The 23201-nt window shown below is 71.3% G+C and carries 23 protein-coding genes and 1 riboswitch; of the genes, 9 read left to right on the forward strand and 14 right to left on the reverse strand.

What is annotated here, in order from left to right:
- Positions 1–125 precede the first annotated feature (125 nt).
- Positions 126–917 (reverse strand): GntR family transcriptional regulator, encoded by a 792-nt coding sequence (locus ACFVVL_RS30375; protein WP_380289812.1) that lies wholly within the window; start codon positions 915–917, stop codon positions 126–128.
- A 336-nt stretch (positions 918–1253) separates the two neighbouring features.
- Here ACFVVL_RS30375 and ACFVVL_RS30380 point away from each other — a divergent pair, with 336 nt between their 5' ends.
- The 7 genes from ACFVVL_RS30380 (at position 1254) to ACFVVL_RS30410 (ending at position 11032) form a co-directional block, all read left to right on the forward strand.
- Positions 1254–2543 (forward strand): extracellular solute-binding protein, encoded by a 1290-nt coding sequence (locus ACFVVL_RS30380; protein ID WP_387680860.1) that lies wholly within the window; start codon positions 1254–1256, stop codon positions 2541–2543.
- Between the two features lie 90 nt (positions 2544–2633).
- Positions 2634–3659, forward strand: coding sequence for a carbohydrate ABC transporter permease (locus ACFVVL_RS30385; RefSeq protein ID WP_387680863.1), 1026 nt, complete (start codon positions 2634–2636; stop codon positions 3657–3659).
- Positions 3656–4489: a carbohydrate ABC transporter permease gene (locus ACFVVL_RS30390; protein ID WP_387680865.1), complete on the forward strand. Its 834-nt coding sequence runs from the start codon at positions 3656–3658 to the stop codon at positions 4487–4489. The genes ACFVVL_RS30385 and ACFVVL_RS30390 overlap by 4 nt, the downstream gene beginning before the upstream one ends.
- Positions 4490–4495: 6 nt before the next feature.
- Positions 4496–6049, forward strand: a complete 1554-nt coding sequence (locus ACFVVL_RS30395) for a glycoside hydrolase family 3 protein (protein WP_380289820.1) — start codon at positions 4496–4498, stop codon at positions 6047–6049.
- Positions 6050–6496: 447 nt separating this feature from the next.
- Positions 6497–7792, forward strand: a complete 1296-nt coding sequence (locus tag ACFVVL_RS30400; RefSeq protein ID WP_387680908.1) for an extracellular solute-binding protein — start codon at positions 6497–6499, stop codon at positions 7790–7792.
- 239 nt (positions 7793–8031) lie between these two features.
- Positions 8032–9084 carry an SIS domain-containing protein gene (locus ACFVVL_RS30405; RefSeq protein WP_380289822.1) on the forward strand — a complete coding sequence of 351 codons (1053 nt, stop codon included), beginning with the start codon at positions 8032–8034 and terminating at the stop codon, positions 9082–9084.
- Between the two features lie 427 nt (positions 9085–9511).
- Complete coding sequence (locus ACFVVL_RS30410) at positions 9512–11032, forward strand: sensor histidine kinase (protein WP_380289824.1); 1521 nt, start codon at positions 9512–9514, stop codon at positions 11030–11032.
- A 394-nt stretch (positions 11033–11426) separates the two neighbouring features.
- On the opposite strand, the gene ACFVVL_RS30415 is transcribed toward ACFVVL_RS30410, so the two are convergent.
- Positions 11427–11678 carry a WhiB family transcriptional regulator gene (locus ACFVVL_RS30415; RefSeq protein ID WP_014138019.1) on the reverse strand — a complete coding sequence of 84 codons (252 nt, stop codon included), beginning with the start codon at positions 11676–11678 and terminating at the stop codon, positions 11427–11429.
- Between the two features lie 369 nt (positions 11679–12047).
- Positions 12048–13019: a diacylglycerol/lipid kinase family protein gene (locus ACFVVL_RS30420; RefSeq protein WP_380289826.1), complete on the reverse strand. Its 972-nt coding sequence runs from the start codon at positions 13017–13019 to the stop codon at positions 12048–12050.
- Between the two features lie 50 nt (positions 13020–13069).
- Here ACFVVL_RS30420 and ACFVVL_RS30425 point away from each other — a divergent pair, with 50 nt between their 5' ends.
- Positions 13070–13498 carry a hypothetical protein gene (locus tag ACFVVL_RS30425; protein ID WP_380289828.1) on the forward strand — a complete coding sequence of 143 codons (429 nt, stop codon included), beginning with the start codon at positions 13070–13072 and terminating at the stop codon, positions 13496–13498.
- Positions 13499–13533: 35 nt separating this feature from the next.
- On the opposite strand, the gene ACFVVL_RS30430 is transcribed toward ACFVVL_RS30425, so the two are convergent.
- The 8 genes from ACFVVL_RS30430 to sodN all read right to left on the reverse strand — a co-directional run bounded on the left by ACFVVL_RS30430 (position 13534) and on the right by sodN (position 20070).
- The gene (locus ACFVVL_RS30430) at positions 13534–14601 is read right to left on the reverse strand and encodes an RNA polymerase sigma factor SigF (protein WP_380289830.1); all 1068 of its coding nucleotides are present in this window, start codon (positions 14599–14601) and stop codon (positions 13534–13536) included.
- Positions 14602–14765: 164 nt separating this feature from the next.
- Positions 14766–15176, reverse strand: coding sequence for an anti-sigma regulatory factor (locus tag ACFVVL_RS30435; protein ID WP_376092079.1), 411 nt, complete (start codon positions 15174–15176; stop codon positions 14766–14768).
- 278 nt (positions 15177–15454) lie between these two features.
- Entirely contained in the window at positions 15455–15931 is a 477-nt protein-coding gene (locus ACFVVL_RS30440) for a GNAT family N-acetyltransferase (protein ID WP_387680872.1), read from the reverse strand.
- A 10-nt stretch (positions 15932–15941) separates the two neighbouring features.
- Complete coding sequence (locus ACFVVL_RS30445; RefSeq protein WP_380289834.1) at positions 15942–16325, reverse strand: nuclear transport factor 2 family protein; 384 nt, start codon at positions 16323–16325, stop codon at positions 15942–15944.
- 102 nt (positions 16326–16427) lie between these two features.
- Positions 16428–17423 carry an ABC transporter substrate-binding protein gene (locus tag ACFVVL_RS30450; RefSeq protein ID WP_387680875.1) on the reverse strand — a complete coding sequence of 332 codons (996 nt, stop codon included), beginning with the start codon at positions 17421–17423 and terminating at the stop codon, positions 16428–16430.
- Positions 17424–17466: 43 nt separating this feature from the next.
- The gene (locus ACFVVL_RS30455; protein WP_387680911.1) at positions 17467–18237 is read right to left on the reverse strand and encodes an ABC transporter ATP-binding protein; all 771 of its coding nucleotides are present in this window, start codon (positions 18235–18237) and stop codon (positions 17467–17469) included.
- A gap of 29 nt (positions 18238–18266) precedes the next feature.
- The gene (locus ACFVVL_RS30460; protein WP_380289838.1) at positions 18267–19355 is read right to left on the reverse strand and encodes a FecCD family ABC transporter permease; all 1089 of its coding nucleotides are present in this window, start codon (positions 19353–19355) and stop codon (positions 18267–18269) included.
- Between the two features lie 114 nt (positions 19356–19469).
- A riboswitch (cobalamin riboswitch) is annotated at positions 19470–19544 on the reverse strand.
- A gap of 130 nt (positions 19545–19674) precedes the next feature.
- On the reverse strand, positions 19675–20070 hold the full coding sequence (gene sodN / locus ACFVVL_RS30465; protein WP_355363948.1) for a superoxide dismutase, Ni: 396 nt from the start codon (positions 20068–20070) through the stop codon (positions 19675–19677).
- Positions 20071–20347: 277 nt separating this feature from the next.
- On the opposite strand from sodN, the gene sodX reads away from it, so the two are divergent.
- On the forward strand, positions 20348–20722 hold the full coding sequence (sodX, locus tag ACFVVL_RS30470; protein WP_380289863.1) for a nickel-type superoxide dismutase maturation protease: 375 nt from the start codon (positions 20348–20350) through the stop codon (positions 20720–20722).
- A 3-nt stretch (positions 20723–20725) separates the two neighbouring features.
- Here the strand turns inward: sodX and ACFVVL_RS30475 are convergent, their stop codons facing one another.
- The 3 genes from ACFVVL_RS30475 to ACFVVL_RS30485 form a co-directional block, all read right to left on the reverse strand.
- Positions 20726–21316, reverse strand: a complete 591-nt coding sequence (locus ACFVVL_RS30475) for a CGNR zinc finger domain-containing protein (RefSeq protein WP_380289840.1) — start codon at positions 21314–21316, stop codon at positions 20726–20728.
- 121 nt (positions 21317–21437) lie between these two features.
- A complete protein-coding gene (locus ACFVVL_RS30480) occupies positions 21438–22238 on the reverse strand; it encodes an amino acid ABC transporter ATP-binding protein (RefSeq protein ID WP_380289842.1) in 801 nt (266 codons plus the stop codon).
- Positions 22235–23185 (reverse strand): amino acid ABC transporter permease, encoded by a 951-nt coding sequence (locus tag ACFVVL_RS30485; protein ID WP_380289844.1) that lies wholly within the window; start codon positions 23183–23185, stop codon positions 22235–22237. The genes ACFVVL_RS30480 and ACFVVL_RS30485 overlap by 4 nt, the downstream gene beginning before the upstream one ends.
- Between the last annotated feature and the right edge of the window lie 16 nt (positions 23186–23201).

A 23201-nucleotide genomic window follows, 5' to 3' on the forward strand; every position in this document is an offset into this window, starting at 1 on the left:
CCGTGTCACTGGATCCGGGGCAACTTCCCGCCATCCGGATCCTCCGCGCGCCGGGAGCGTGCAACGGGCCCCGGCGCGCGCTCCTCGCGCGCCGGGGCCCCGGGGCGTGTCCGTGCCGGGCCGGGCTACTCTGGCCGCTTGAGCCGGGTGATGAACTTGTAGCGGTCGCCGCGGTAGATGGAGCGCACCCACTCGACGGGGTCGCCGTCCGGGTCGAAGGAGTGCCGGGAGAGCTGGAGCATCGGCAGCCCGAGGTCGGAGCCGAGCAGCCCGGCCTCGCGGGGGTTGGCGAGGGTGGTCTCGATGGTCTCCTCGGCCTCGGCCACGGTCACCCCGTAGACCTCGCGCAGGGCGGTGTAGAGCGAGTTGTGCTTGGCCAGGTTGCGGCGCAGGGCGGGGAAGCGCTTGGCGGACAGGTGGGCCACCTCGATGGCCATCGGGTCGCCGTTGGCCAGCCGCAGGCGCTCGATCCGCAGCACCCGGCCGCCGGGCTTGATGTCCAGCAGGGGGGCCAGCCGCTCGTCGGCGGAGATGTAGCCGATCTCGATCAGCCGGGAGGTGGGCTCCAGGCCCTGGGCCCGCATGTCCTCGGTGTAGGAGGTGAGCTGGAGGGCCTGGGCCACCTTGGGCTTGGCGACGAAGGTGCCCTTGCCCTGGATGCGCTCCAGCCGGCCCTCGACGACCAGCTCCTGCAGGGCCTGCCGGACGGTGGTGCGGGAGGTGTCGAACTGCGCCGCCAGTGCCCGTTCGGGAGGAACCGGGGTGCCGGCGGGCTGGGTCTCGGTAAGCTGCAGCAGGTGGCGCTTCAGGCCGTAGTACTTCGGCACCCGGGCGGTCGGGTCCCCGCCGCCCTGGGTGACGGGATTCTTCACCTGGGGGTCGTTGACCTGGGCCGTGCTGCCCCCGTCGCTGCTCATCGGACCTGTCTCCCGCTTCTCGCAGAGCTCTCGCGAAGCCCCACCACATGATTAACGGCTCACATCGTTGCATGTATGGCTACGGAACGAATACCTCATCACGCGATGAACGATGTGCGGTGTCGGCTTGATAACGGGTGGTCCGGATCGGTCGAACAGCCGTTGACAGGCCCATTGGTCTAGGCCAAGCTCCAGGCATCTGGTCTACACCACTAGGCCGGTCACTATGAATCCCCCCACCCGTTCGCTGGAGTCCGCGGCACCATTCCTCCCACTTCGCGTGGGTATGCCGCTGCCACCCGACGGGGGTAACCAGGCATCCCTCAGGAGGATGGCGTGAAGCGTCAGCTCATCGCGGCGGTCGGCGTCGCGGCCATGGTTGTTGGTCTCGCGGCCTGTGGCTCGGACGCCAAGAAGGAGGGCGGCGACTCGGGCACGTCGACCGCCGCCTCGGGCAAGAAGGACTACAACGGCAAGACGCTCAAGGTGTGGCTCATGAGCGGCTCGGCCCCGAAGGGCTGGACCGACTCGGTCAAGACCGAGTTCGAGACCACCTACCCCGGCTCGAAGCTCGAGTTCCAGGAGCAGCAGTGGGACGGCATCGGCCAGAAGATCACCGCGGCGCTCTCCGAGGGTTCGGTCGACGTCGTCGAGGTCGGTAACACCCAGACCGCGGGCTACGCGGCCTCGGGCGGCCTGCTCGACATCACCAAGGACAAGGCGTACCTCGGCGGCAGCGACTGGGCCGACAACCAGAACGAGGCCGCCATCCTCGACGGCAAGCAGTACGCCGCCCCGTGGTGGGTCTCCAACCGCGTGGTCGCCTACAACAAGGACCTCTGGGCCGCGGCCGGCCTGAAGGACGCGCCGAAGACCCTCGAGGAGTTCTACACCGACCTTGAGAAGCTGAAGGCCACCCCCGGCGTCAACGACGCGATCTACATGCCGGGCCAGGAGTGGTACGTCTACTTCGGCCTCCTCCACAGCGAGGGTGGCCAGATCGCCAAGAAGGACGGCGACAAGTGGGTCGGCGGCCTGTCCTCGCCCGAGGCGAAGAAGGCCTTCGAGACCTACCAGAAGCTGCAGAGCTTCTCGAAGGCCCCGAAGGACAAGGACGAGGCCACCCCGCAGCAGAAGGACGTCTTCGCCAAGGGTGACGTCGGCGCCATGATCGGCCTCGGCTGGGAGCTCCCGAAGGAGGAGGAGCTGTCGGCGAGCAAGATCGGCTTCTTCCCGCTGCCGGGCAAGACCGCTGACAAGCCCTCCGGCGTGTTCCTCGGTGGCTCGAACCTGGCGATCGCCCAGAACAGCAAGAACACCGACATGGCCAAGGACTTCCTGAAGGTCGCCCTCAACGACAAGAACGAGGGCCTGGTCGCGGCCGCCGGCAACATCCCGAACAAGAAGTCGCTGAGCAGCCAGGTCACCGGTGACTTCGCGAAGGCCGCCGTGCCGGCCGCCGAGCAGGGTGCGATCACCCCGAACACCCCGAACTGGGCCAGCGTCGAGGACAAGCCGAACCCGATCAAGGAGTTCCTGACCGCGGCCCTCCAGGGTGGCGACTACACGGCCACCGCGAAGAAGTACGACGACGAGATCGCGAAGCGGCTCAACCAGAAGCAGTAAGCAATCGAGCGGCGTCGCTCACCGGCTCCCGGCGGGGGGCCGGTGGGCGGCGCCTGTCCGTCGTGGTCGGGTTATGAGGAAGTGAGAACGATGGCTGTGCATTCCGGGCGGGTGCACACACAGTCTCCGGATTCAGGGAAGGCTGCTGTGGCCAGTATCGAGACGAGCGCCGCGGGTGGCGGCGCCAAGGGCACCCCGAAGAGGGGCAGATCGGCGGACGGCCGGAGCTTCGGCGCCAAGGCCGCCCCCTACCTGCTGCTGCTGCCGGCCACCGTGGCGACGATCGCCCTGCTGGGCTGGCCGCTCGTGAAGACGGTGCTGCTGTCGTTCCAGAACCTCAACAAGCGTCAGCTCGTCACGCACGTGACGGAGTGGAACGGCTTCGACAACTACAAGGAGCAGCTGACCGACCCGGACTTCTGGTCGGTCACCGGGCGCACGGTCGCCTTCACCCTGGTGAACGTCGTGCTGATCATGGTCGGCGGCACCCTGGTCGGCCTGCTGCTCAACCGCCTCGGCAAGAAGATGCGCCTGGTGCTGTCGGTCGGTCTGCTGATGGCCTGGGCGATGCCGGTGGTCGCCGCGACCACCGTCTACACCTGGCTGTTCGACCAGCAGTGGGGCGTCGTCAACTGGTTCCTCGACAAGCTCGGCTGGCACTCGATGGCCGACTACAACTGGATGAGCGACCAGTACTCGACGTTCTTCGTGATCATCCTGCTGATCGTCTGGCAGTCGATCCCCTTCGTCGCGTTCAACATGTACGCGGGTCTCACCACCATCCCGAAGGAGCTGTACGAGGCCGCCCGGATGGACGGCGCCGGCGCCTTCAAGATCTTCGGCTCGGTGGTCTTCCCCAGCCTGAAGCCCTTCTTCCTGGCCACGAGCTTCCTTGAGGTCATCTGGGTCTTCAAGGCCTTCACCCAGGTCTACGCGATCAACGGCGGCGGTCCCGAGAACCTGACCCGGAACCTGCCCGTGCACGCCTACCTGGAGGGGTCCTCGGGCCAGCATTACGGCATCGGCTCCGCGATCGCCGTGCTTACCATCCTGATGCTGGGTGTGCTCATGGCGTACTACTTCCGCATCATGCTCAAGCAGGAGGACGAGCTGTGAGGCGCTCACTCATCGGACGTAGCTGGCCGAACGTGCTCGCGGGCGTCCTGTTCGTCTTCTTCATCTTCCCCGTCTACTGGATGGTCGCGACGTCCTTCAAGAAGGACGGCGACATCATCAGCAAGACGCCGGTCTTCATCCCCTTCAAGGGGACCATGGACCACTACGTCACCGCGATCAACGCCAAGCACTTCTGGACGTACGTCACCAACAGCTTCGTCGTCACCATCGGCGCCGTCCTGGCCTCCCTGGTGATCGCGACGCTCGCGTCCTTCGCCATCGCCCGGATGAAGTTCCGCGGCCGCAAGGGCTTCGTCCTGGTCGTGATGGCCGCGCAGATGGCGCCCTGGGAGGTCATGACCATCGCGGTCTACATGATCTCGCGCGACAACGACATGCTGAACAGCCTGCTGCCGCTGACCCTCTTCTACATGATGATGGTCCTGCCCTTCACGATCTGGACGCTGCGCAGCTTCATCGCCGCGGTGCCCAAGGAGCTGGAGGAGTCGGCCATGGTGGACGGCTGCACCCGCACCCAGGCCTTCGTGAAGGTGATCTTCCCGCTGCTGGCCCCCGGCCTGATGTCGACCTCGCTGTTCGGCTTCATCACCGCGTGGAACGAGTTCCCCCTCGTCCTGATCCTCAACAAGGAGGAGGGACACGGGCAGACCCTCCCGCTGTGGCTGTCCTCCTTCAAGACCGCCTTCGGCAACGACTGGGGTGCCACCATGGCCGCGTCCACGCTGTTCGCCATCCCGGTGCTGATCCTGTTCGTCTTCCTGCAGCGCAAGGCGGTCGGTGGCCTCACCGACGGCGCCGTGAAGGGCTGATCCCCCGTGAGCATCCTCGTTCCCACCCTCCCGGCCTCGGACCAGCTGCACCGTGACGCGCTGACCGTCCTGCAGCCCGGCTTCGTCGGCACCGAGCCGCCGGAGTGGCTGCGCCGCCACCTGGCGGCCGGTCTGGGCTCGGTCGCGCTGTTCGACCGCAACGTGGCCGACCTCGCCCAGCTCGCCGCGCTCACCGCCGCGCTGCGGGCCGAGAACCCCGACCTGCTGATCGCCATCGACGAGGAGTCCGGCGACGTCACCCGGCTGGAGGCGGGCTCCGGCTCGTCCTGGCCGGGCAACCTCGCCCTCGGCGCCATCGACGACCCGGCGCTGACCCGTGACGTCGCCCGCGAGCTGGGCCGCGCGCTGGCCGCCGCCGGCGTCAACTACAACTGGGCGCCGACCGCGGACGTCAACTCCAACCCGCGCAACCCGGTCATCGGCGTGCGCTCCTTCGGCGCCGACCCGGAGCTGTGCGCCCGGCACACCGCCGCCTGGGTGGAGGGCCTGCAGTCGGCCGGTGTCGCGGCCTGCTCCAAGCACTTCCCCGGCCACGGCGACACCGCCGTCGACTCGCACCACGGCCTGCCGGTCATCGACGTCGACCTGGACGTGCTGCGCTCGCGCGACCTGATCCCGTTCCAGGCCGCGATCGCCGCCGGCACCAAGGCCGTGATGACGGCCCACATCATGGTCCCGGCGCTCGACCCCAAGCTGCCCGCCACGCTCAGCCCGGCCGTGCTGCGCGACCTGCTGCGCGCGGCCCCCGAGGACGGCGGCCTGGGCTACCAGGGCCTGATCGTCAGCGACGCGATCGAGATGGGCGCCATCGCCGACACCTTCGGCATGGGCGACGGCACCGTGCTGGCCCTGGCGGCCGGCGCGGACGCGATCTGCGTGGGCGGCGGACTGGCCGACGAGGACACCGTGCTGATGCTGCGTGACGCCATCGTGGCGGGCGTGCAGTCCGGCCGGCTCCCGGAGGAGCGGCTCGCCGACGCGGCCGCCCGGGTGCGCGCGCTCGGCAGCTGGGCCCGGATCGCGGCGCAGGGCGAGCGGCCGGAGGCGGACCTCGCGGTCGGCCTGCGGGCGGCCCGCCGGGCGCTGCGGGTGGTCCGCGCGCCGGGCCGGGAGGTCCTGCCGGTGACCGAGCGCCCGTACGTGGCGTCGTTCTCCTCGGAGCCCAACATCGCCGTCGGCGACGTCACCCCGTGGGGCGTGGCCGGCATGCTGGCCGACCGCTTCCCGGGTACCCGGACCCGCGAGGTCGGCTCGGAGGCCGCCGAGGCCGCGGTGCTGGACACGGTGGTCTCCGAGGTGCTGGCCGAGGCCGCCGGCCGCCGTCTGGTGCTGGTGGTCCGCGACGCCCACCGCCACGCGTGGATGTCGGCCGCGCTGGCCCGCCTGGTGGCGGCCCGCCCGGACGCCGCGGTGGTCGAGATGGGCCTGCCGCAGTCCGAGCCGTCCGGCGCGCTGTACATCGCCACCCACGGCGCCGCCCGGGTCTGCGGGCTGGCCGCCGTCGAGGTGCTCACCGGACAGCCGGGGGCGATCGGCTGAGTCCCCGTCGGACCGTCGCACCGGGTGCCCCGAGGCATCCGTCCCAGCGGGCCCGTCATGCGCATGTCGCATGGCGGGCCCGCTGCGTTCTCCGCCCGGGGCATGCCGTGTGACCTGCGATTTCGCGATCTGACGATGTTCCCTCAAATCGCCCTTAAGGGAGCCTTAAGTTCTACCTAGGGTGATCGCCGCGCGACTGATCGCCACGCGGTACAACAGGTCTGCAACGGCCTTGACCGCCAGGCCATTTGGCGTTGACACCAACTGTGGTCTAGGCCAGGCTCCACTTCATCCGGTTCGAATTTCAATTTCGCCGGATGTGGTATTGGCCCACCCCTAAGCTCTTCGCCGCCCCTCCCCGGACACCGTCCCGTCGGGCGCCGGCGCGCCGCCGGCGGGCACAAAGCACTAACACCCTCGGAGGATGGCGTGAGAAAGCGTCGGTTCATGGCGACGGTCGGCATCATGGCGCTGGCCGCCGGACTGACGGCGTGTTCCTCGGGCGGCTCGGCGTCGGGAGACGCCAAGGCCGCCTCGGCGGACCCGAAGGCCGCGACCGGTACCGTCACGGTCTGGCTGATGGACGACGCCCAGAAGAGCTGGCCCGACCTCGTCCAGCGGGTCAACGACGACTTCGCCGCCAAGTACCCGAACGTCACCCTGAAGCTCGCCTACCAGGGCTGGGCCGACAAGGTGGCCAAGCTCGACCAGGCGATCACCGACGGCAACGCCCCGGACGTGGTGGAACTCGGCAACACCGAGACCATGAAGTACGTGCTCTCCGGCGCGCTGGCACCGGTGGAGCGCACGACCTTCGACAACTCGGACACCTGGATCACGGCGCTCGCCAACACCTGCACCTACCAGGACAAGCTCTGGTGCGTGCCGTACTACGCCGGCGCCCGGGTCGCCATCTACAACTCCACCGCCTTCCAGCAGGCCACCGGCAACGCCGAGTTCCCCAAGACCGAGGACGAGCTGCGTGCGGCGCTCGACAAGATCGCGGACAAGAACAAGGCCGACCGGACGTTCTCCCCGATGTACCTGCCCGGCCCGTACTGGTACGCCGCGATGAGCTACGTCTCCGCGTACGGCGGTGCCATCGCCCGCTTCGACAGCGGCGGCACCTGGCACGGCACCCTGAGCGACCCCAAGTCCCAGCAGGGCATCACCCACTTCGTCGACCTGGTGCGCAAGTACAACAAGGGCGACCAGGCGGTCAACGAGCAGAACCAGTACGAGGCGATGGCCCGCGGCCACGCGGCGGCCTTCTACGGCAACGGCTTCGAGGCGGCCAGCGTGGCCGCGCCGGTCACCGGCGACCCGAACCTCAAGGACTCGGTGAAGGTCGCCACCATGCCCGGCCCGGGCGGCAAGCCGCTGCCGACCTTCATCGGCGGCTCGGCCCTGGCGGTCACCGCGAAGTCGCCCACGGCGGCGCTGGCCACCGACTGGGTCCGGATGTTCACCAGCGCCAAGTCCGAGCAGGCGCTGGCCGACAAGGACATCCTGCCGAACAACCTCACCCAGCTGGCCCCGCTGAAGAGCAAGCCGGCCACCGCCGCCGCGGCCAACGCGGTGCCGGACGCCTGGTTCACCCCGCTGGCCCCCGGCTGGGGCCTGGTGGAGAAGCAGAAGATCCTGCCCGACATGCTGACCGCCATCCTGCGCGGCAAGTCGGTGGACCAGGCCACCAAGGAGGCCGACGCCGCCATCGACCAGCTGATCAACAAGGCCGGCTGAGCCGCCGGCCGGCCCGGGACGCCGGAGCCCCTCCCCGCACCGCCGGGAGGGGCTCCGCGCGCGCCGCAGGCCGCCGGACCTGCCGTGACCGCCTCCTCGGATGTGCCCCGGGCGGGCGGCCCCCGTAGGATTGCCGCAGCATTCACCGCAGCGAGTGTGCGGACTCGCCGCCGTAGAGGTCCCCGCCGGGCATTCCCGCCCGGTCGGGGTGGAACCATCTCATCGGAGGCCCACCCACGATGTCCGACACGCAGACCGTCCCTGGCCGGATCATGGCGGCGGAGATGGCCGAGCAGCCGGCCGTCCTGCAGCGCATCCTCGACGAGGGCGCCCCCAGGATCTTCGAGATCGCGTCCCGGATCGCCGCCCGCAACCCGCGGTTCGTCCTCCTGACCGCGCGCGGCACCTCGGACAACGCGGCGCTGTACGCGAAGTACCTGATCGAGATCCTGCTGGGCAAGCCGGCCGGCCTGACCTCGATGTCCACCACCACCGCCTACGGTGCCAAGCCGGACCTGACCGACGTGCTGGTGATCACCGTCAGCCAGTCGGGCGGCTCGCCGGACCTCGTCGCCTCCACCAAGGCGGCCCGCGAGGCCGGTGCCATCACCCTGGCGGTCACCAACAACGCCGGTTCGCCGCTGGCCGAGGTCTCCGAGTTCCACATCGACGTGCTGGCCGGCCCGGAGAAGGCGCTGCCCGCCACCAAGACCTACACCGCCGAGCTGCTCGCCCTCTACCTGCTGATCGAGGGCCTGCGCGGCGGCGACGGCGCGGCCGCCAAGGCCCTGCCCGAGCTGGCGGCCGGCATCCTGGCCCGCCAGGACGAGGTCAAGGCCCTGGCCGAGCGCTACCGCTTCGCCCAGCGCCTGGTCATCACCTCGCGCGGCTACGGCTACCCGACCGCCCGCGAGGCGGCGCTGAAGCTGATGGAGACCACCTACATCCCGGCCTCCCCGTTCTCCGGCGCCGACCTGCTGCACGGCCCGCTGGCCATGGTCGACAACGTCTCCCCGGTCATCGCGATCGTCCCGGACGGCAAGGGCGGCGAGGCGCTGCAGCCCGTCCTGGACCGGCTGCGCGGCCGCGGTGCCGACCTGGTCGTGGTCGGCCAGCAGGCACAGGTCGAGGCCGCCTCGGCGGGCTTCGCGCTGCCGGCCGGTGTGCCCGAGGAGGTGCAGCCGATCCTGGAGATCCTGCCGCTGCAGCTGCTGGCCTACGAGGTCACCATCGCCCGCGGCCAGGACCCGGACGCCCCGCGCGCGCTCGCCAAGGTCACCGAGACCCACTGACGCGCCGCCCGGCCCGCCGTACGCCGGAGCCCCCGTCCACAGCGTGTGGACGGGGGCTCCGGCGTTCCTGCGTTCCGGGGGCCCGCGACGGGCGGGGGAGTCCGGGAAACACTACGGGCCACGGCGCCGACACGGGACCCTCAACCCATGCGGCTCCGCGGCCCGGAGCTGTCGTCGGGCGCCGGTGACGATCGAGAACTGTGCGGGGTCCTCGTTCGGCGGCGACCGACCGAGGAGCGGCATCGCGCGGTCAGGGCAGTTGCGCGGTTGCCTCTCCTTGGTGCCCTTTCATTGTGGACTAGACCAATCTGGGTTGTCCAGGCCTTGCCGGAAATTGGTCTGGACAACCTGGGGGGAATGGTGCGCGGCGCACGCCGGCGGGGGTGCGCGCGGGCCCTCCGCGCCCCCCTGGAGCTACGCTCGCCCTGTGCCCTCGCTGAACGAACTCGTCCGCCGCCACACCACCCTGACCGGTGCCGATGTGGAGTGGCTGCACATGCTGGTCTCGGAGTGGCAGCTGCTCTCCGACCTGTCCTTCGCCGACCTCGTGCTCTGGATCCCCACTTGGGACGGCATCCGGTACGTCTCGGTCGCCCAGATGCGCCCCAACACCGGCCCCACGTCCTACCAGGACGACATGGTCGGCCACCTCGTCCCGCGCGGCCGGCGCCCGCTGCTGGACGCCGCCTTCGACGAGGGGCGGATCGTGCGCGAGGGCGACCCGGAGTGGCGCGAGGAGGTGCCGGTCCGGGTCGAGTCCATCCCGGTGCGGCGCGAGGGCAAGGTGCTCGGCGTGATCGCCCGCAACACCAACCTGCTGACCGTGCGCACCCCGAGCCGGCTGGAGCTCACCTATCTGCAGAGCGCCTCCGACCTCGCCCAGATGATCGCGGCCGGCGCCTTCCCCTTCCCCGGGGTCGAGCAGGCCGACATGGACGCGGCCCCGCGCGTGGGCGACGGCCTGATCCGCCTCGACGCCGACGGCATCGTCACCTACGCCAGCCCCAACGCGCTCTCCGCCTACCACCGGCTCGGCCTCACCACCGACCTGGTCGGCAGCCACCTCGGCCGCGCCACCGCCGACCTCGCCCCGCCCTCCCGGGCCGCCGTGCACGAGGCCCTGGTGAAGCTGGCCAGCGGCTGGGCCCCCCGGCAGACCGAGATCGAGGCCCAGGGCGGCGTGGTGACCCTGCGGGCCATCCCGCTCAAGCCCAAGGGCACCCTGACCGGCTCCCTGGTGCTCTGCCGGGACGTCACCGAGCTGCGCCGGCGAGACCGGGAGCTGATGACCAAGGACGCCACCATCCGGGAGATCCACCACCGGGTGAAGAACAACCTGCAGACCGTCGCCGCGCTGCTGCGCCTGCAGTCCCGCCGGATGGAGTCGGAGTCCGGCCGGGCCGCGCTCGACGAGGCGGTGCGCCGGGTCGGCTCGATCGCGATCGTGCACGAGACGCTCTCCCAGGCGCTGGACGAGCAGGTGGCCTTCGACGAGATCGCCGACCGGGTGCTGGCGATGGTGATGGAGCTGTCCCAGGACGGCCGGGTGGCGACCCGCCGCAGCGGCAGCTTCGGCATCCTCTCCGCGGAGGTGGCCACCCCGCTCGCGATGGTGCTGACCGAGTTGCTGCAGAATGCCCTCGAACACGCGTTCGGCCCGAGCGCCTCCGGCAACCTGGAGGTCAGCGCGCTGCGCGGACGGGCGCCGGCCACCGGCATGGGCTGGTCGGACAGCTGGAACGGCGGGGCCCGGCCGGAGGAGTACCTGCTGATCACGGTGCAGGACGACGGCCGGGGCATGCCGGAGGGCTTCGACCCGCAGCAGGCGGGCAACCTCGGGCTCCAGATCGTCCGGACGCTGGCCACCGGGGAGCTGGGCGGCACCTTCGACATGGTGGCCGGGCCGAACGGCGGCACCAAGGTGGTCCTGGAGATCCCGGTGCGCTGAGGCGTGACGAGGTGACGAGGTGCGCCGGGGGCGTGCGTCCGGGCTGCGCGCCGGGCGCCCGGCGGAAGAGCTGGCGCAAGAAACAGAAACGAGGCCCTGTCGACCGGGGGGGGTGGGTCGACAGGGCCTCTCAACCCGTTCCGGCCGTCGGGGGGAGTCGGCCGGAACGGGGGCTCTGGGTGGTGCGACACCAGCCGGTGCGTTGCACACGGTGAGCGCCACAGCTCCACAATATTGCTCTAAGTGAACAGTATCAAGTGGCTGAGCGGGCCGGTGTCGCGGGGCCTCGTCGAGCAAGGCCCTTGGTGCGGAAGGCTTCACCAGGAGGTGCAGGCGAAGCCTGTGATCATGTGTTGATCGGTGTTGCGGTTACTGCTGGTACTACGGCGTGTAATCAGGCGGTGCGGGCGCGGTTGCGGGCGGCACGGCGCTTCATGGCGCGGCGCTCGTCCTCGCTCATGCCGCCCCAGACGCCGGCGTCCTGGCCGGTCTCGAGGGCCCACTGGAGGCACTGCTCCATGACCGGACAGCGGCGGCACACGGCCTTGGCTTCCTCGATCTGCAGCAGAGCAGGACCGGTGTTCCCGATCGGGAAGAACAGCTCCGGGTCCTCTTCGCGGCAGACAGCGCGGTGGCGCCAGTCCATGGTCGTCCAACTCCTCCTGCCGGCGGGGGTTGCCCGGTCGGCACATCGATGGTCCTTGTGAATGTGAACGCTTTCACGAATCCCGCAACAGCAAAAGAGACCAAAGGCCCATCGGGCCCGGGAGGTCTGTGCTGGGGAGGGATTCGGCGATTCGAGGGACACCCCGCGGTCGGCCCCCCAGGTTTCGAGGGTTGCCGTCGCTGCGATGTGTCCCGATCGCCATGTAGAGGTTCGCAAACCTCGGGCCCGGATACAACCCCCTTCAGGAAGGAATTTTGGATTCTTCGGTGTCGCCTAGCTCACAGCCGGTACTTCTATGGAGTGAAGGGGGCTTGTGCGTTCGAGAAGAAGGGAGAAGGGCCCTTCTAGTCACACAATCACACGCAGTGCCCGCCGTACGCCTGTGAAACTGACGCGACTCCTGGATCCAAGGTGGTCCCCGTCGACCTGGAACGGGACCGGTTCCTCCGAAACCAAGGTGAAGTGGCGGACGTCGTGATAGGAGACGACGTGCTTCCCGGAAGGGCCGGACGGTGCGTCGCCGGGGCTCGAAGGACCGTGCGACCGCAGGATCTGACGGACCGTTCGAGCCGTGCCGAACGCCGTCATCCGGGTGATGCCGAAGACGTCGAGATCGGAGTCGAAGGAGGCGCGGGGGGAGGGGTAGACGGGGCGGTTGCCCAGGAACGTCCACGGCGAGGTGTTGCTGACTATCGCCAGCACCAGGCCCGGCACCGGCTCGCGGCCCGCGAGCGCCAGCGAGACCGGGCCTGATCTGCGCTGCTCACGTTGGGTGACGAAGTGGCGGAGCGCCTGGGTGACGTAGAGCGCGTGGGTGGACTTGCGCCCCGCCCGGCGCTGCTCCTCGACCCGGCCGACCACCCCGGCGTCGAAGCCCAGGCCGGCGGTGAAGGTGAACCAGCGGTCCGGCAGCCCCTCGGTCATCGCCTTGCCCAGCCCGATCCCGCGCTCGCGCCGGTGCTCCAGCGCGTCCAGCAGCACGCCGGTGGCCTCCACCGGGTCGTTGGGCAGGCCCAGCGCGCGGGCGAACACATTGGTCGAACCGCCGGGGACCACCGCCAGCCGCGGCACCCGCTCGCCCGGACCGTGCGAGAGCAGCCCGTTGACCACCTCGTTGACGGTGCCGTCGCCGCCGAGCGCGACCACCAGGTCGACCGCGCCGTCCTCCACCGCCTCCCGGGCCAGATCGCGGGCGTGACCGCGGTACTCGGTCTGCGCCACCTCCAGCTTGAGGTCACTGCGCAGGGCGTGGATCAGGACGTCCCTGGTCCGACCGCTGGTGGTGGTCGCTTTCGGATTGACGACCAGGAGAGCGCGCATGGGCCCAGCCTACGGGGCGGTACGGACCAACCGGCGGCTACCCTGCTGGAGTGACCGCAGAATCCTCCGCACCCGTACCCGCGCCCGTCGCCGGCCGGCCCTCCGCCCTCACCCTGGGCGCCGCCATCACCGCCGTGGAGGGCGCCGCGCTGGTCGTCGTCGGCGTCTGGGACATGGTCGCCGCGCTGTCCGGCGAGTCCAAGCAGCTCGCCCTGAACGAGTTCGGCGGCCTGGTGATCGTGCTGCTCGGCGTGGCGCCGGTGCTGGCCGCCAGGGCGCTGCTGAGGCTGCGCCGCTGGGGCCGCAGCCCGGCCGTGCTGACCAACTCGATCTGCCTGCCGGTGGCGTACTACATGTGGCAGAGCGGCGGGGCGATGGTCGCGGTCGGCACGGGCATCGGCCTGCTCGGCCTGGTCGGCATCGGCGCGCTGCTCAGCCCGAAGGCGACGGCGGCCCTCTACGCTCCGCACGAGGGCTGAGCGCGGAGGGCCGCCGCCTTCCACCGTTCGCGTTCCTACTCCTCCACGAGGAGCTTCTCCCGCAGCTGCGCCAGCGTGCGGGCGAGCAGCCGGGAGACGTGCATCTGCGAGATGCCCACCTCGGCGGCGATCTGGGACTGCGTCATGTTCCGGAAGAACCGCAGCACCAGGATCTTCTGCTCGCGCGGCGGCAGTTGGGCCAGCAGCGGCTTGAGCGACTCGCGGTACTCGACGCCCTCCAGCGCCTCGTCGGTGGCGCCCAGGGTGTCCGCGACGGCCGGCGACTCGTCGTCGCTGTCCGGCACGTCCAGGGACAGCGTGGAGTACGCGTTGGCGGACTCCAGGCCCTCCAGGACGTCCTCCTCGGAGATCCCCAGGTGTTCGGCCAGCTCGTGCACCGTGGGGGAGCGGCCGTGCCGCTGGGAGAGCTCGCTGGTCGCGGTGGTCAGCGACAGCCGCAGCTCCTGGAGCCGGCGCGGCACCCGGACCGCCCAGCCCTTGTCCCGGAAGTGCCGCTTGATCTCGCCGACGATGGTCGGCGTCGCGTAGGTGGAGAACTCGACCCCGCGCTCGTGGTCGAACCGGTCCACCGACTTGATCAGCCCGATGGTGGCGACCTGGGTCAGGTCGTCCAGCGGCTCGCCGCGGTTGCGGAACCGCCGGGCCAGGTGCTCGACCAGCGGGATGTGCATCCGCACCAGCTGGTTGCGCAGTTCGACGCGCTCCGGGGAGCCCTCGGGCAGCGCCGAGAGCCGCACGAACAGGGCCCGGGCCGCCTCGCGGTCGGGTGCGCCGGAGCGCTGCGGGCCCTGGGCGGGCACCGCCGCGCGCAGCGCCTCCGCCGCCTCCTCGGCGGCCTCCTCGGAGCCCTCGGCGTCCGGTCCGTGGCCCGGGTGGCCGGTGTCCGGGAGGTCCGCGGCCGACGGCACGGGCGGGGGCGACTGATCGGGCGACGACGACTGGGGCGTCGGCTCGGTCGGCTGGCTCATCCGGTGGGCGTCCTTCGGGTGCGCTTCGTCGTTGGCGGCGAGGCCGGGAACGCTCGCCTGGGTCGGTACGGCAGGGCCCGCCGTCGCGAGGCCGGTACGGTCCAGATCACTCACGGCCATTCCCCCGTTCCGTTCCGGGAGCACCGGGACCGCCGGCCCCGGTTCGTCTCGTTGGTCGTACCGCCGGGTGGTGGCGGTACCGGGAGCCGTCCGTCCGGCCCGGTGGTGCCGGGCGGACGGCCCTTGTTCGGTGCTGCTGCCGCGCTGCCGCGGCGGACCTAGTGGGCGGCGGGGCCGCCGCGCTTCTTGTGCAGGCTGATCGACACGGTCCTGTCCTCGGCGACCGCCGACTCGACCTCGCCCGCGAGCGCGGAGAGCACCGTCCAGGCGAAGGTGTCCCGTTCGGGCGCCCGGCCGTCGGTGGTGGGTGCCGAGACGATCACCTTCAGGGAGTCCCCGACCAGCCGGAACTCGCAGGAGAGGACCGAGCCGGGCACGGCCTGCTGGAGGAGGATGGCGCAGGCCTCGTCGACCGCGATGCGCAGGTCCTCGATCTCGTCCAGCGTGAAGTCCAGCCGGGCCGCGAGGCCCGCCGTGGCCGTGCGCAGGACCGAGAGGTAGGCCCCGGCCGCGGGCAGCCGGACCTCCACGAAGTCCTGCACTCCGGGCTCGCCGTCGATCTGGGACACCCTCACCTCCTGGGTGACGCGCTGTGCTTCCGGGCCGGTGGCCGCGGCACTGTCTGTTGCTTGGCTCAACTGCTTCGCCCCAACTGTCCAGAGGGGTGGTGCGGTACGTACCGGTCATACCCTTCGGGGGGTGGCCGGACGCCGCCGTCCGCCCGAGACGTTACCGCGTTCCTGCCCCGGTGCGGGAGTCACTCATGGTAAGGCATCGCGACGCAGGGTGGCAGTGGTCTGCACCGGTCCTGCGCACGCCTCCGGCGCGCGCCGTCCGCGCGCCGGTCTCAGCGGGCGCCGGCGGCGGTGAGCGCGTCCCCGGTGAGCCGGTAGACGCTCCAGCCGTCCATCGGCACGGCGCCGAGCGACTTGTAGAAGTTGATCGAGGGGGTGTTCCAGTCCAGCACCGACCACTCCATCCGGGAGTAGCCGCGCTCGACGGCGATCCGGGCCAGCTCCAGCAGCAGCGCCTTGCCGTGGCCGCCGCCGCGGGCCTGCGGGCGGACGTAGAGGTCCTCCAGGTAGATCCCGTGGGTGCCGCGCCAGGTCGAGTAGTTGAGGAACCAGAGCGCGAAGCCGACCGGCTCGCCGGTGGTGTCGTCCTCGGCGATCAGGCCGAACAGCGCCGGGTCGGTGCCGAACAGGGCGCCGTGCAGCTGCTCCTCGGTGGCGACCATCTCGTGGACGGCCTTCTCGTAGTCCGCGAGTTCGCGGATCATGGCGTGGACGACGGGGACGTCGGAGGGGAGGGCGGTGCGGATCATGGCTCCGAGCCTACTTGGCCGGTTCGTTCTCGTCCCAGACCTGCACGGACGTCTGGTCGGCGATCCGTCCGTCGCGCAGCTCGGCGGTGGAGCTGACCAGCACCCGGACGCCGTCCGGGTAGCGGCAGGACTCCAGGAACGCGAGGCGGTCCTCCTGGACCACCACCTGTTCCAGGGTGTGGCTCATCTCGCGGGCGTAGAGGTCGTCGAGCATCGCGCCGATCTCGGCCCGGCCGTGCATCACCAGCGGGTGGCTGGGCTGGGTCTTGCGGTCGACCACGCGCAGTTCGGCGTCGTCCGCGTAGAGCGCCAGCAGGGCCCCGGCGTCGGCGCGTTCGATGCCCTCGCGCAGGGCCCGGACGTCGAAGGCGGACGGTGCGGCCATGGTGGTCATGTTCTCGCTCCTCCGGTCGGTTCCGTCGGCTCGTACTCTTGAGCGTACGCCCGTCGGAACCGGCCGCAGGGCGGGCCGGACGGCGGCCGGGAGGGCCTCCGCTCAGCGGGCCGGGACGGTCCTCAGGTACTCCGCCAGGGCGGTGATCGCGGCCGGGTTGCGCGGGCTCTCGACCAGGTCGGCGTAGTCCAGGACGAAGATCCGGTCGTTGCGCACCGCGGAGACGCCGGCCAGCGGCGGGAAGGACTTCAGGAACTTCCGCTTCGCCTCGGCGTCCGGGGTGCCGTAGTCGTTGATCACGATCACCTCGGGGTCGCGCTGGACCACGCCCTCCCAGCCCACGGTGGTCCAGGAGTCGGCGACGTCGCCCATCACGTTCCGGCCGCCGGCCCTGGCGATGATCTCCTCCGGGGCGGCGAAGCGGCCGGAGGTGTACGGCTTGTCCTCGCCGCTGTCGTACAGGAAGACGCCCGGGCGGTGCGCGGGCTCGGGGACGGCGGCGATCTGCTCCTTGAAGCCGGCGACCAGCTTGTCGGCCCGGTCCCGGACGTCGAAGATCTCGCCCAGGTTGGTCAGGTCGGTGTAGAGCGCGTCGAGCGGGGACATCACCCCGCGCTCCGGGCCCTTGCCGCTGCGGCAGGACTCGGTGAGCACGTAGGAGGCGATGCCCAGGCCGGAGAGGGTCTGCGGGGTGAAGCCCCGGCCCTCGTCGAAGCCGTAGTGCCAGCCGTCGACCACCAGGTCGGCCCTGGCCTCCAGCACGGTCTCCTTGGTGATCCGCTCCTTGGACAGCCAGGGCGCCCGCTGGTAGGCGTCCTTCCAGGCGACCTTGTCCACCCGGCCCTTGTCGTCGGGCATGACGTAGCCGGCCATCCGGTCCTCCAGGCCGAGCGCGAACATCAGCTCGGTGATGCCGACGTCGTTGGTGACGGTGCGGGCCGGCTTCTCCGTGAAGGTGACCGCGGTGCCGCAGTTCTCGACGGTGACCGGGTAGTGGGCGGAGGCGGCGGCGCCGTCGCCGCGCGGGGCGATCTCGGCGCCGCAGCCGGTGAGCGCGAGGGCGAGCAGGGAGGCGGCGGCAACGGCCTTGGTGCGCATGGGGGGTCCTCGGGAAGAGCGGTTCGGCGGGGCGGGGGGCGGGCTACGGCAGTCGGTCGAGGAGCAGCTGGACGGCGCCGGTGACCGGGTGCCGCACGGGCGTCGCGCGGACCTTGAACACCTCGGCCAGCAGGTCGGGTTGGAGCACCTCGGCGGGCGGCCCGGAGGCGACGATCCGGCCGCCCGCGAGCACGTGGAGCAGATCGCAGTGCCCGGCGGCCAGGTTGAGGTCGTGCAGCGCGGTGAGCACCGTCGGCCCGGCCTCCCGGACCAGCGCCAGCACCTCCAACTGGTGGGCGATGTCCAGGTGGTTGGTGGGTTCGTCCAGGACCAGCACCCGGGGCTCCTGGACCAGCGCCCGGGCGATCAGCACCCGCTGCTTCTCGCCGCCGGACAGGCTCAGGAAGCCCCGGGCGGCCAGGTGGGCGGCGCCGACCCGGCGCAGCGCCCCGGCGCAGTGTTCCTCGTCCCCGGCCGACGGCCCGGCCAGGGCGCCGCGCCGGTGCGGCAGCCGGCCCATGCCGACCACCTCGGCCACGGTGAAGTCGAACTCGGCGGAGTGCTCCTGCGGCAGCGCCGCCACCCGCCGGGCGGACTCGCGCGGGGCGAGCGCGTGCAGGTCGTCGCCGCCGACCAGGACGGCGCCGGCGGCGGGCCGCAGCGCCCGGTAGACGCAGCGCAGGAGGGTGGACTTGCCGCTGCCGTTCGGGCCGATCAGGCCGACCACCTGGCCGGCGGCGGCGTTCAGCGTGACGTCGTGGACCAGCCGGACGCCGGCCAGGTCGACCGAGACCCCGTCGACGGCGAGGTCCAGGGCGCGGGAGGCCGCGGGCGCGGGGGCGGTCACCGGCCACCGCCGAAGGAGTAGCCGCGGCGGCGCATCAGCAGCAGGAAGCAGGGCACCCCGACGGCCGCGGTGACCACGCCGACCGGCAGTTCGGCGGGCGCCAGCAGGGTGCGGGAGACGATGTCCACCCAGACCAGCAGCAGCGCCCCGGCGAGCGGCGCGACCAGCAGCACCCGGCGGTGGCCGGCGCCGACCAGCATCCGCACCAGGTGCGGGACCATCAGTCCGACGAAGCCGATCGCCCCGCTGACGGCGACCACGGTGCCGGTGACGGCGGCGGTGACCACGAACAGTTCGCGGCGCAGCCGGTCCGGGTCCACGCCGAGCGAGGCGGCCGTCTCGTCGCCCATGGCCAGCGCGTCCAGCCGCCCGGCGGCGCAGGCCAGGTAGGCCAGGCCGGCCAGCACGGTGACGGCGGCGATCGGCACCGAACCCCAGGTGGCGCCGCCGAGGCTGCCGAGCAGCCACATCATGGCGGAGCGGGCGGCCTCGCCGCGGGCGGCGGCGAAGACCATCAGCGCCGTCAGCGCGGAGAAGCCGTAGGACATCGCGGTGCCGGTGAGCACCAGCCGCAGCGGGGTCAGCCCGTGGGCGGTACGGGCCGTCAGGTAGACCAGCACCATGGCCAGCAGGGCGGCGGTGAAGGCGGAGACGGAGATCGCCCAGACGCCGAGCGAGGCGAAGGCGCCCAGCATCAGCACGGCGTTGGCGCCGACCGAGGCGCCGGAGGAGATGCCGAGCACGAACGGGTCGGCGAGCGCGTTGCGGACCATCGCCTGGACGGCGACCCCGGTGGCGGCGAGTCCGGCGCCGACCACGGCGGCCAGCACGGCGCGCGGCAGCCGGATCTCCCAGACGATCGCGTAGGCGGCGGCCTCGTCGGCCTCCAGCTGCCCGCCGGTCAGCCCGGCGCGCAGCAGCCGCAGGACCTGGCCCCAGCCGAGTCCGGAGGAGCCGACGGCGACGGCGCAGACCAGGGAGACCAGCAGTGCGACGGCGAGGGCCGCGGCCAGCGGGACGGCGGGTGTTCGGCGCGGGCCCGGTGGGGCCGCGGCGGTGGCCGGTGCGGTCGCGGTGCTGCTCACTGGTGCGCCTTGCCTCGGGCCGCGCACGGCGCGGGGAGGCCCGCCCGGGCGCGGGTGTGCCGGGGCGCCATCCCCTCGCAGTCCACGGCGAGTTGTCGGGAGGTCGGCGTCCTCGGGCGATCGGGCTCACGGGCACGGGGCACCGTTTACCGTTGCGGGTCAGCGCCGGATTCGCACCGGCTTCCCCCTCTGGACGCCCTGGCAGCATAACAAGCGCACAGGCCAGGCAACCCTTACCCGGCCCGGTGTGGGCGGGAACACACGAACGCCCCCGGTCCGGCGTGCGGGCGGGGGCGCTCGAAGGAGGGGCGAGCGGGGATCAGCCCTGCTTGGTCTCCCAGAAGATCTTGTCGACCTCGGCGATGAGGTCGAGCAGCGCCTGGCCGGTGGCCGGGTCGGTGGACGCCTTGGCGGCCGAGGCGGCCTTCAGGGTGTCGTTGATGAGCTGGTGGAGCTGCGGGTACTTCTCGAAGTGCGGGGCCTTGAAGTAGTCGCTCCACAGCACCGAGATGTGGTGCTTGACCGTCTCGGCGCGCTGCTCCTTGATGATGATGGCGCGGGCGCGGAAGTGCGGGTCCTCGTTGGCCTGGTACTTCTCCTGGGTGGCCTTCACGGACTCGGCCTCGATGCGGGCCTGGGCCGGGTCGTACACGCCGCAGGGCAGGTCGCAGTGGGCGTGGGCGGTGGCGCGCGGTGCAAACAGACGAGAGAGCATGGGAGTCCTTCCTTAGATCGTCTTCCCGCGCCCGAGATTACCCTTCGGACCCCGCCGTTTCTCGGCCGGGCGGCGGGCCTAGGGCAAAAGGCGGAGCCGGAACCGGGTGAATCCGGACATCGGCGGGCGGCGCACCGTGGGGCAGACTGGTGTGCGACCGAGGGACGCGGCGGGACGCGGGCCGGGAGGAGGAGTCGTGGCACGGAGCGCGGAACCGGAGGACGGGCCCCCGGCGGGCGGCGCGCCGTTCGGGCTGATCGACGTGGCGGGGGACTCGATGGTGCCGACCCTGCGCGACGGCGACCAGCTGCTGGTGCGGTACGGCGCGCGGATCCGGCCCGGTGCGGTGGTGGTCTTCCGCCACCCGTTCCAGCAGGACCTGCTGATCGTCAAACGGGCCGACGGGCGGCGGCCGAAGGGCTGGTGGCTGCTCTCCGACAACCGGCCGGTGGACAGCGACAGCCGCAGCTACGGCGCGGTGCCGGACGAACTGGTGCTCGGCCGGGTGCTGCTGCGGCTGCGGCCGAGGCCGGCCTGGCTGGCGCCCGGCCGGCGGCTGGAGCGGCTGCTGCTCTCCGGCCCGCTGGCCAGGGTCCCCGGGCTGGCCCGCCGGCTCGGCGTGTGGGTCCGCCCGGAGGGCCTGCGGAACTGAGCCCTAACCCTCGGGGCTCCCGGCGGCCGCGGCGGCCTCCAGGCGCTTGCGGGCGCGGTAGGCGGCGACGTTGGCGCGGGTCGCGCAGCGGTCCGAGCAGTAGCGGCGGGACCGGTTGGTGGAGGTGTCCAGGTAGGCGTTGCGGCACGGCGCGGCCTGGCAGATGCCGAGCCGGTCGGCGCCCAGTTCGGTCAGGTGGACGGCCAGGCCCATGCAGGCGACGGCGCTGAAGTGGGCGGTGGCGGTGGGGGAGTTGTCGGCGAGGTGCAGGTGCCAGCGGGGGCGTCCGGCCTCGTCCAGGTAGTCGTGGCCGGAGACCAGCGGGCTGACCGGGAACTCCATCAGCAGGCTGTTCAGCAGGTCGACGCTGCGGACCTCCTCGCCCTCGGCGGCGGCCTCGAAGACCCCGCGCAGCCGGGTGCGGACGGCCCGCAGCCGGGGCAGGTCGGACTCGTCGGCGAGGTCGCGGGCCCGGGCGGCGTCCGAGAAGAGGCCTCGCACCGCGTCCACCGAGGTCAGCGAGTCGGTGCCTCGTTCGGGCTCCTCGGTGTTCACCAGCCGGACCGCCAGATCGGCGTACGAGGCGAGCTCCACGGTGGTCCTTCCAGAGATCGGTAACGGGCTGACTGCCTCCAGCCTATTACCCGTGGGGCGAAAGCGGGAAAGCGGCGGCGCCCGGCAGGACCGGCCTGCCGGGCGCCGCGGTGCGCCGTGCTCAGAGCACCTTGGAGAGGAACGCGCGGGTCCGCTCGTGCTGGGGGTTGGTGAGGACCTCGCGGGGGTTGCCGGACTCGACGACCACGCCGCCGTCCATGAACACCAGCGCGTCGCCCACCTCGCGGGCGAAGCCCATCTCGTGGGTCACCACGATCATGGTCATCCCCTCCTCGGCGAGCCCGCGCATGACGTCCAGGACGTCGCCGACCAGCTCCGGGTCGAGCGCCGAGGTCGGCTCGTCGAAGAGCATCAGCTTGGGCTTCATGGCCAGCGCCCGGGCGATGGCCACCCGCTGCTGCTGGCCGCCGGAGAGCTGGGAGGGGTAGTTCCCGGCCTTGTCGGCCAGCCCGACCCGCTCCAGCAGGGCCATGCCGCGCTCCTTGGCGGAGGCCTTGCTCTCGCCCTTGACCTGCACCGGAGCCTCGATGATGTTCTCAAGGGCGGTCATGTGCGGGAACAGGTTGAAGCGCTGGAACACCATGCCGATGTCACGGCGCTTGAGCGCGACCTCGCTGTCCTTGAGCTCGTACAGCTTGGTGCCCTGCTGCCGGTAGCCGACCAGCTCGCCGTCGACGGACAGCAGGCCGCCGTTGATCTTCTCCAGGTGGTTGATGCACCGCAGGAAGGTCGACTTGCCGGAGCCGGAGGGGCCGATCAGGCAGAACACCTCGTTGCGCCGGACCTCCAGGTCGATGCCCTTGAGCACCTCGACGGCGCCGTAGGACTTGCGGACGCCCTCGGCCCTGACCATCGGGTGGCCGGTGCCGGCGGCGGCCGGCGTCTTGCTCAGGTCGGTCATTGGTGGGTGCCTCCCTCAAGCCCCGGAACGACGTCGTGCTGGGCCTTCGGGGCCGGGGGCCTGCCCCCGAACAGCAGCCGCAGCCGCTGGAGCGGCGTGGGCGGCAGCGTCCGGGTGGTGCCCCGGGCGTAGTGCCGTTCGACGTAGTACTGGCCGATGGTGAGGATGGAGGTCAGGAACAGGTACCAGAGGCTGACGGTGATCAGCAGCGGGATGGTCTGGAAGGTGCGCGAGTAGATGTTCTGCCCGGCCCGGAACAGTTCCTCCAGCGCGATGACCGAGACCAGCGAGGTGGTCTTGAGCATCGAGATGGTCTCGTTGCCGGTGGGCGGGATGATCACGCGCATGGCCTGCGGCAGGACGATCCGGCGCATGGTCGTGAAGCGGCTCATGCCGAGCGCGTGCGAGGCCTCGGTCTGCCCCTCGTCGACCGACTGGATGCCGCCGCGGACGATCTCCGCCATGTAGGCGGCCTCGTTGAGGCCGAGGCCGAGCAGCGCCGCGGTGAAGACCGGGATCAGGGTGTTGGTCGAGCCGGACCAGAACTCCGGGCCGAACGGGACGCCGATCGACAGCGTCGGCCACAGGGCGCCCAGGAAGTTCCAGAACACCAGCTGGACCAGCACGGGGGTGCCGCGGAAGATCCAGATGTAGAACCACGCGGTGCCGGACAGCAGCGGGTTGGGCGACAGCCGCATCACCGCGAGGATGATGCCGCCGACCACGCCCATCACCATCGAGAGCGCGGTCAGCTCCAGGGTGACGCCGAGGCCGTGCAGGATGCTGGAGTCGAAGAGGTAGGTGTTGACGACGTCCCACTGGAAGGCGGGATTGAAGATCAGGGCGTGGAGCAGCATCGCGGCGAGCACCGCGACGACGACGGCTCCGGCCCACCGTCCGGGGTGGCGCACCGGGACGGCCTTGAAGGACTCAGGCCGGCCGGACACCTTCTCCCCCTGGTCG

It is taken from the genome of Kitasatospora sp. NPDC058115 (assembly GCF_042884635.1).
Classification (GTDB): Bacteria; Actinomycetota; Actinomycetes; order Streptomycetales; family Streptomycetaceae; genus Kitasatospora.

Coding starts and splice junctions, on each gene's coding strand:
- ACFVVL_RS30375 (WP_380289812.1), bottom strand. CDS start 917: ATGAGCAGCGACGGGGGCAGCACGGCCCAGGTCAACGACCCCCAGGTG.
- ACFVVL_RS30385 (WP_387680863.1), top strand. CDS start 2,634: ATGGCTGTGCATTCCGGGCGGGTGCACACACAGTCTCCGGATTCAGGG.
- ACFVVL_RS30400 (WP_387680908.1), top strand. CDS start 6,497: ATGGCGACGGTCGGCATCATGGCGCTGGCCGCCGGACTGACGGCGTGT.
- ACFVVL_RS30405 (WP_380289822.1), top strand. CDS start 8,032: ATGTCCGACACGCAGACCGTCCCTGGCCGGATCATGGCGGCGGAGATG.
- ACFVVL_RS30415 (WP_014138019.1), bottom strand. CDS start 11,678: ATGGACTGGCGCCACCGCGCTGTCTGCCGCGAAGAGGACCCGGAGCTG.
- ACFVVL_RS30420 (WP_380289826.1), bottom strand. CDS start 13,019: ATGCGCGCTCTCCTGGTCGTCAATCCGAAAGCGACCACCACCAGCGGT.
- ACFVVL_RS30440 (WP_387680872.1), bottom strand. CDS start 15,931: ATGATCCGCACCGCCCTCCCCTCCGACGTCCCCGTCGTCCACGCCATG.
- ACFVVL_RS30445 (WP_380289834.1), bottom strand. CDS start 16,325: ATGACCACCATGGCCGCACCGTCCGCCTTCGACGTCCGGGCCCTGCGC.
- ACFVVL_RS30450 (WP_387680875.1), bottom strand. CDS start 17,423: ATGCGCACCAAGGCCGTTGCCGCCGCCTCCCTGCTCGCCCTCGCGCTC.
- sodN (WP_355363948.1), bottom strand. CDS start 20,070: ATGCTCTCTCGTCTGTTTGCACCGCGCGCCACCGCCCACGCCCACTGC.
- sodX (WP_380289863.1), top strand. CDS start 20,348: ATGGTGCCGACCCTGCGCGACGGCGACCAGCTGCTGGTGCGGTACGGC.
- ACFVVL_RS30480 (WP_380289842.1), bottom strand. CDS start 22,238: ATGACCGACCTGAGCAAGACGCCGGCCGCCGCCGGCACCGGCCACCCG.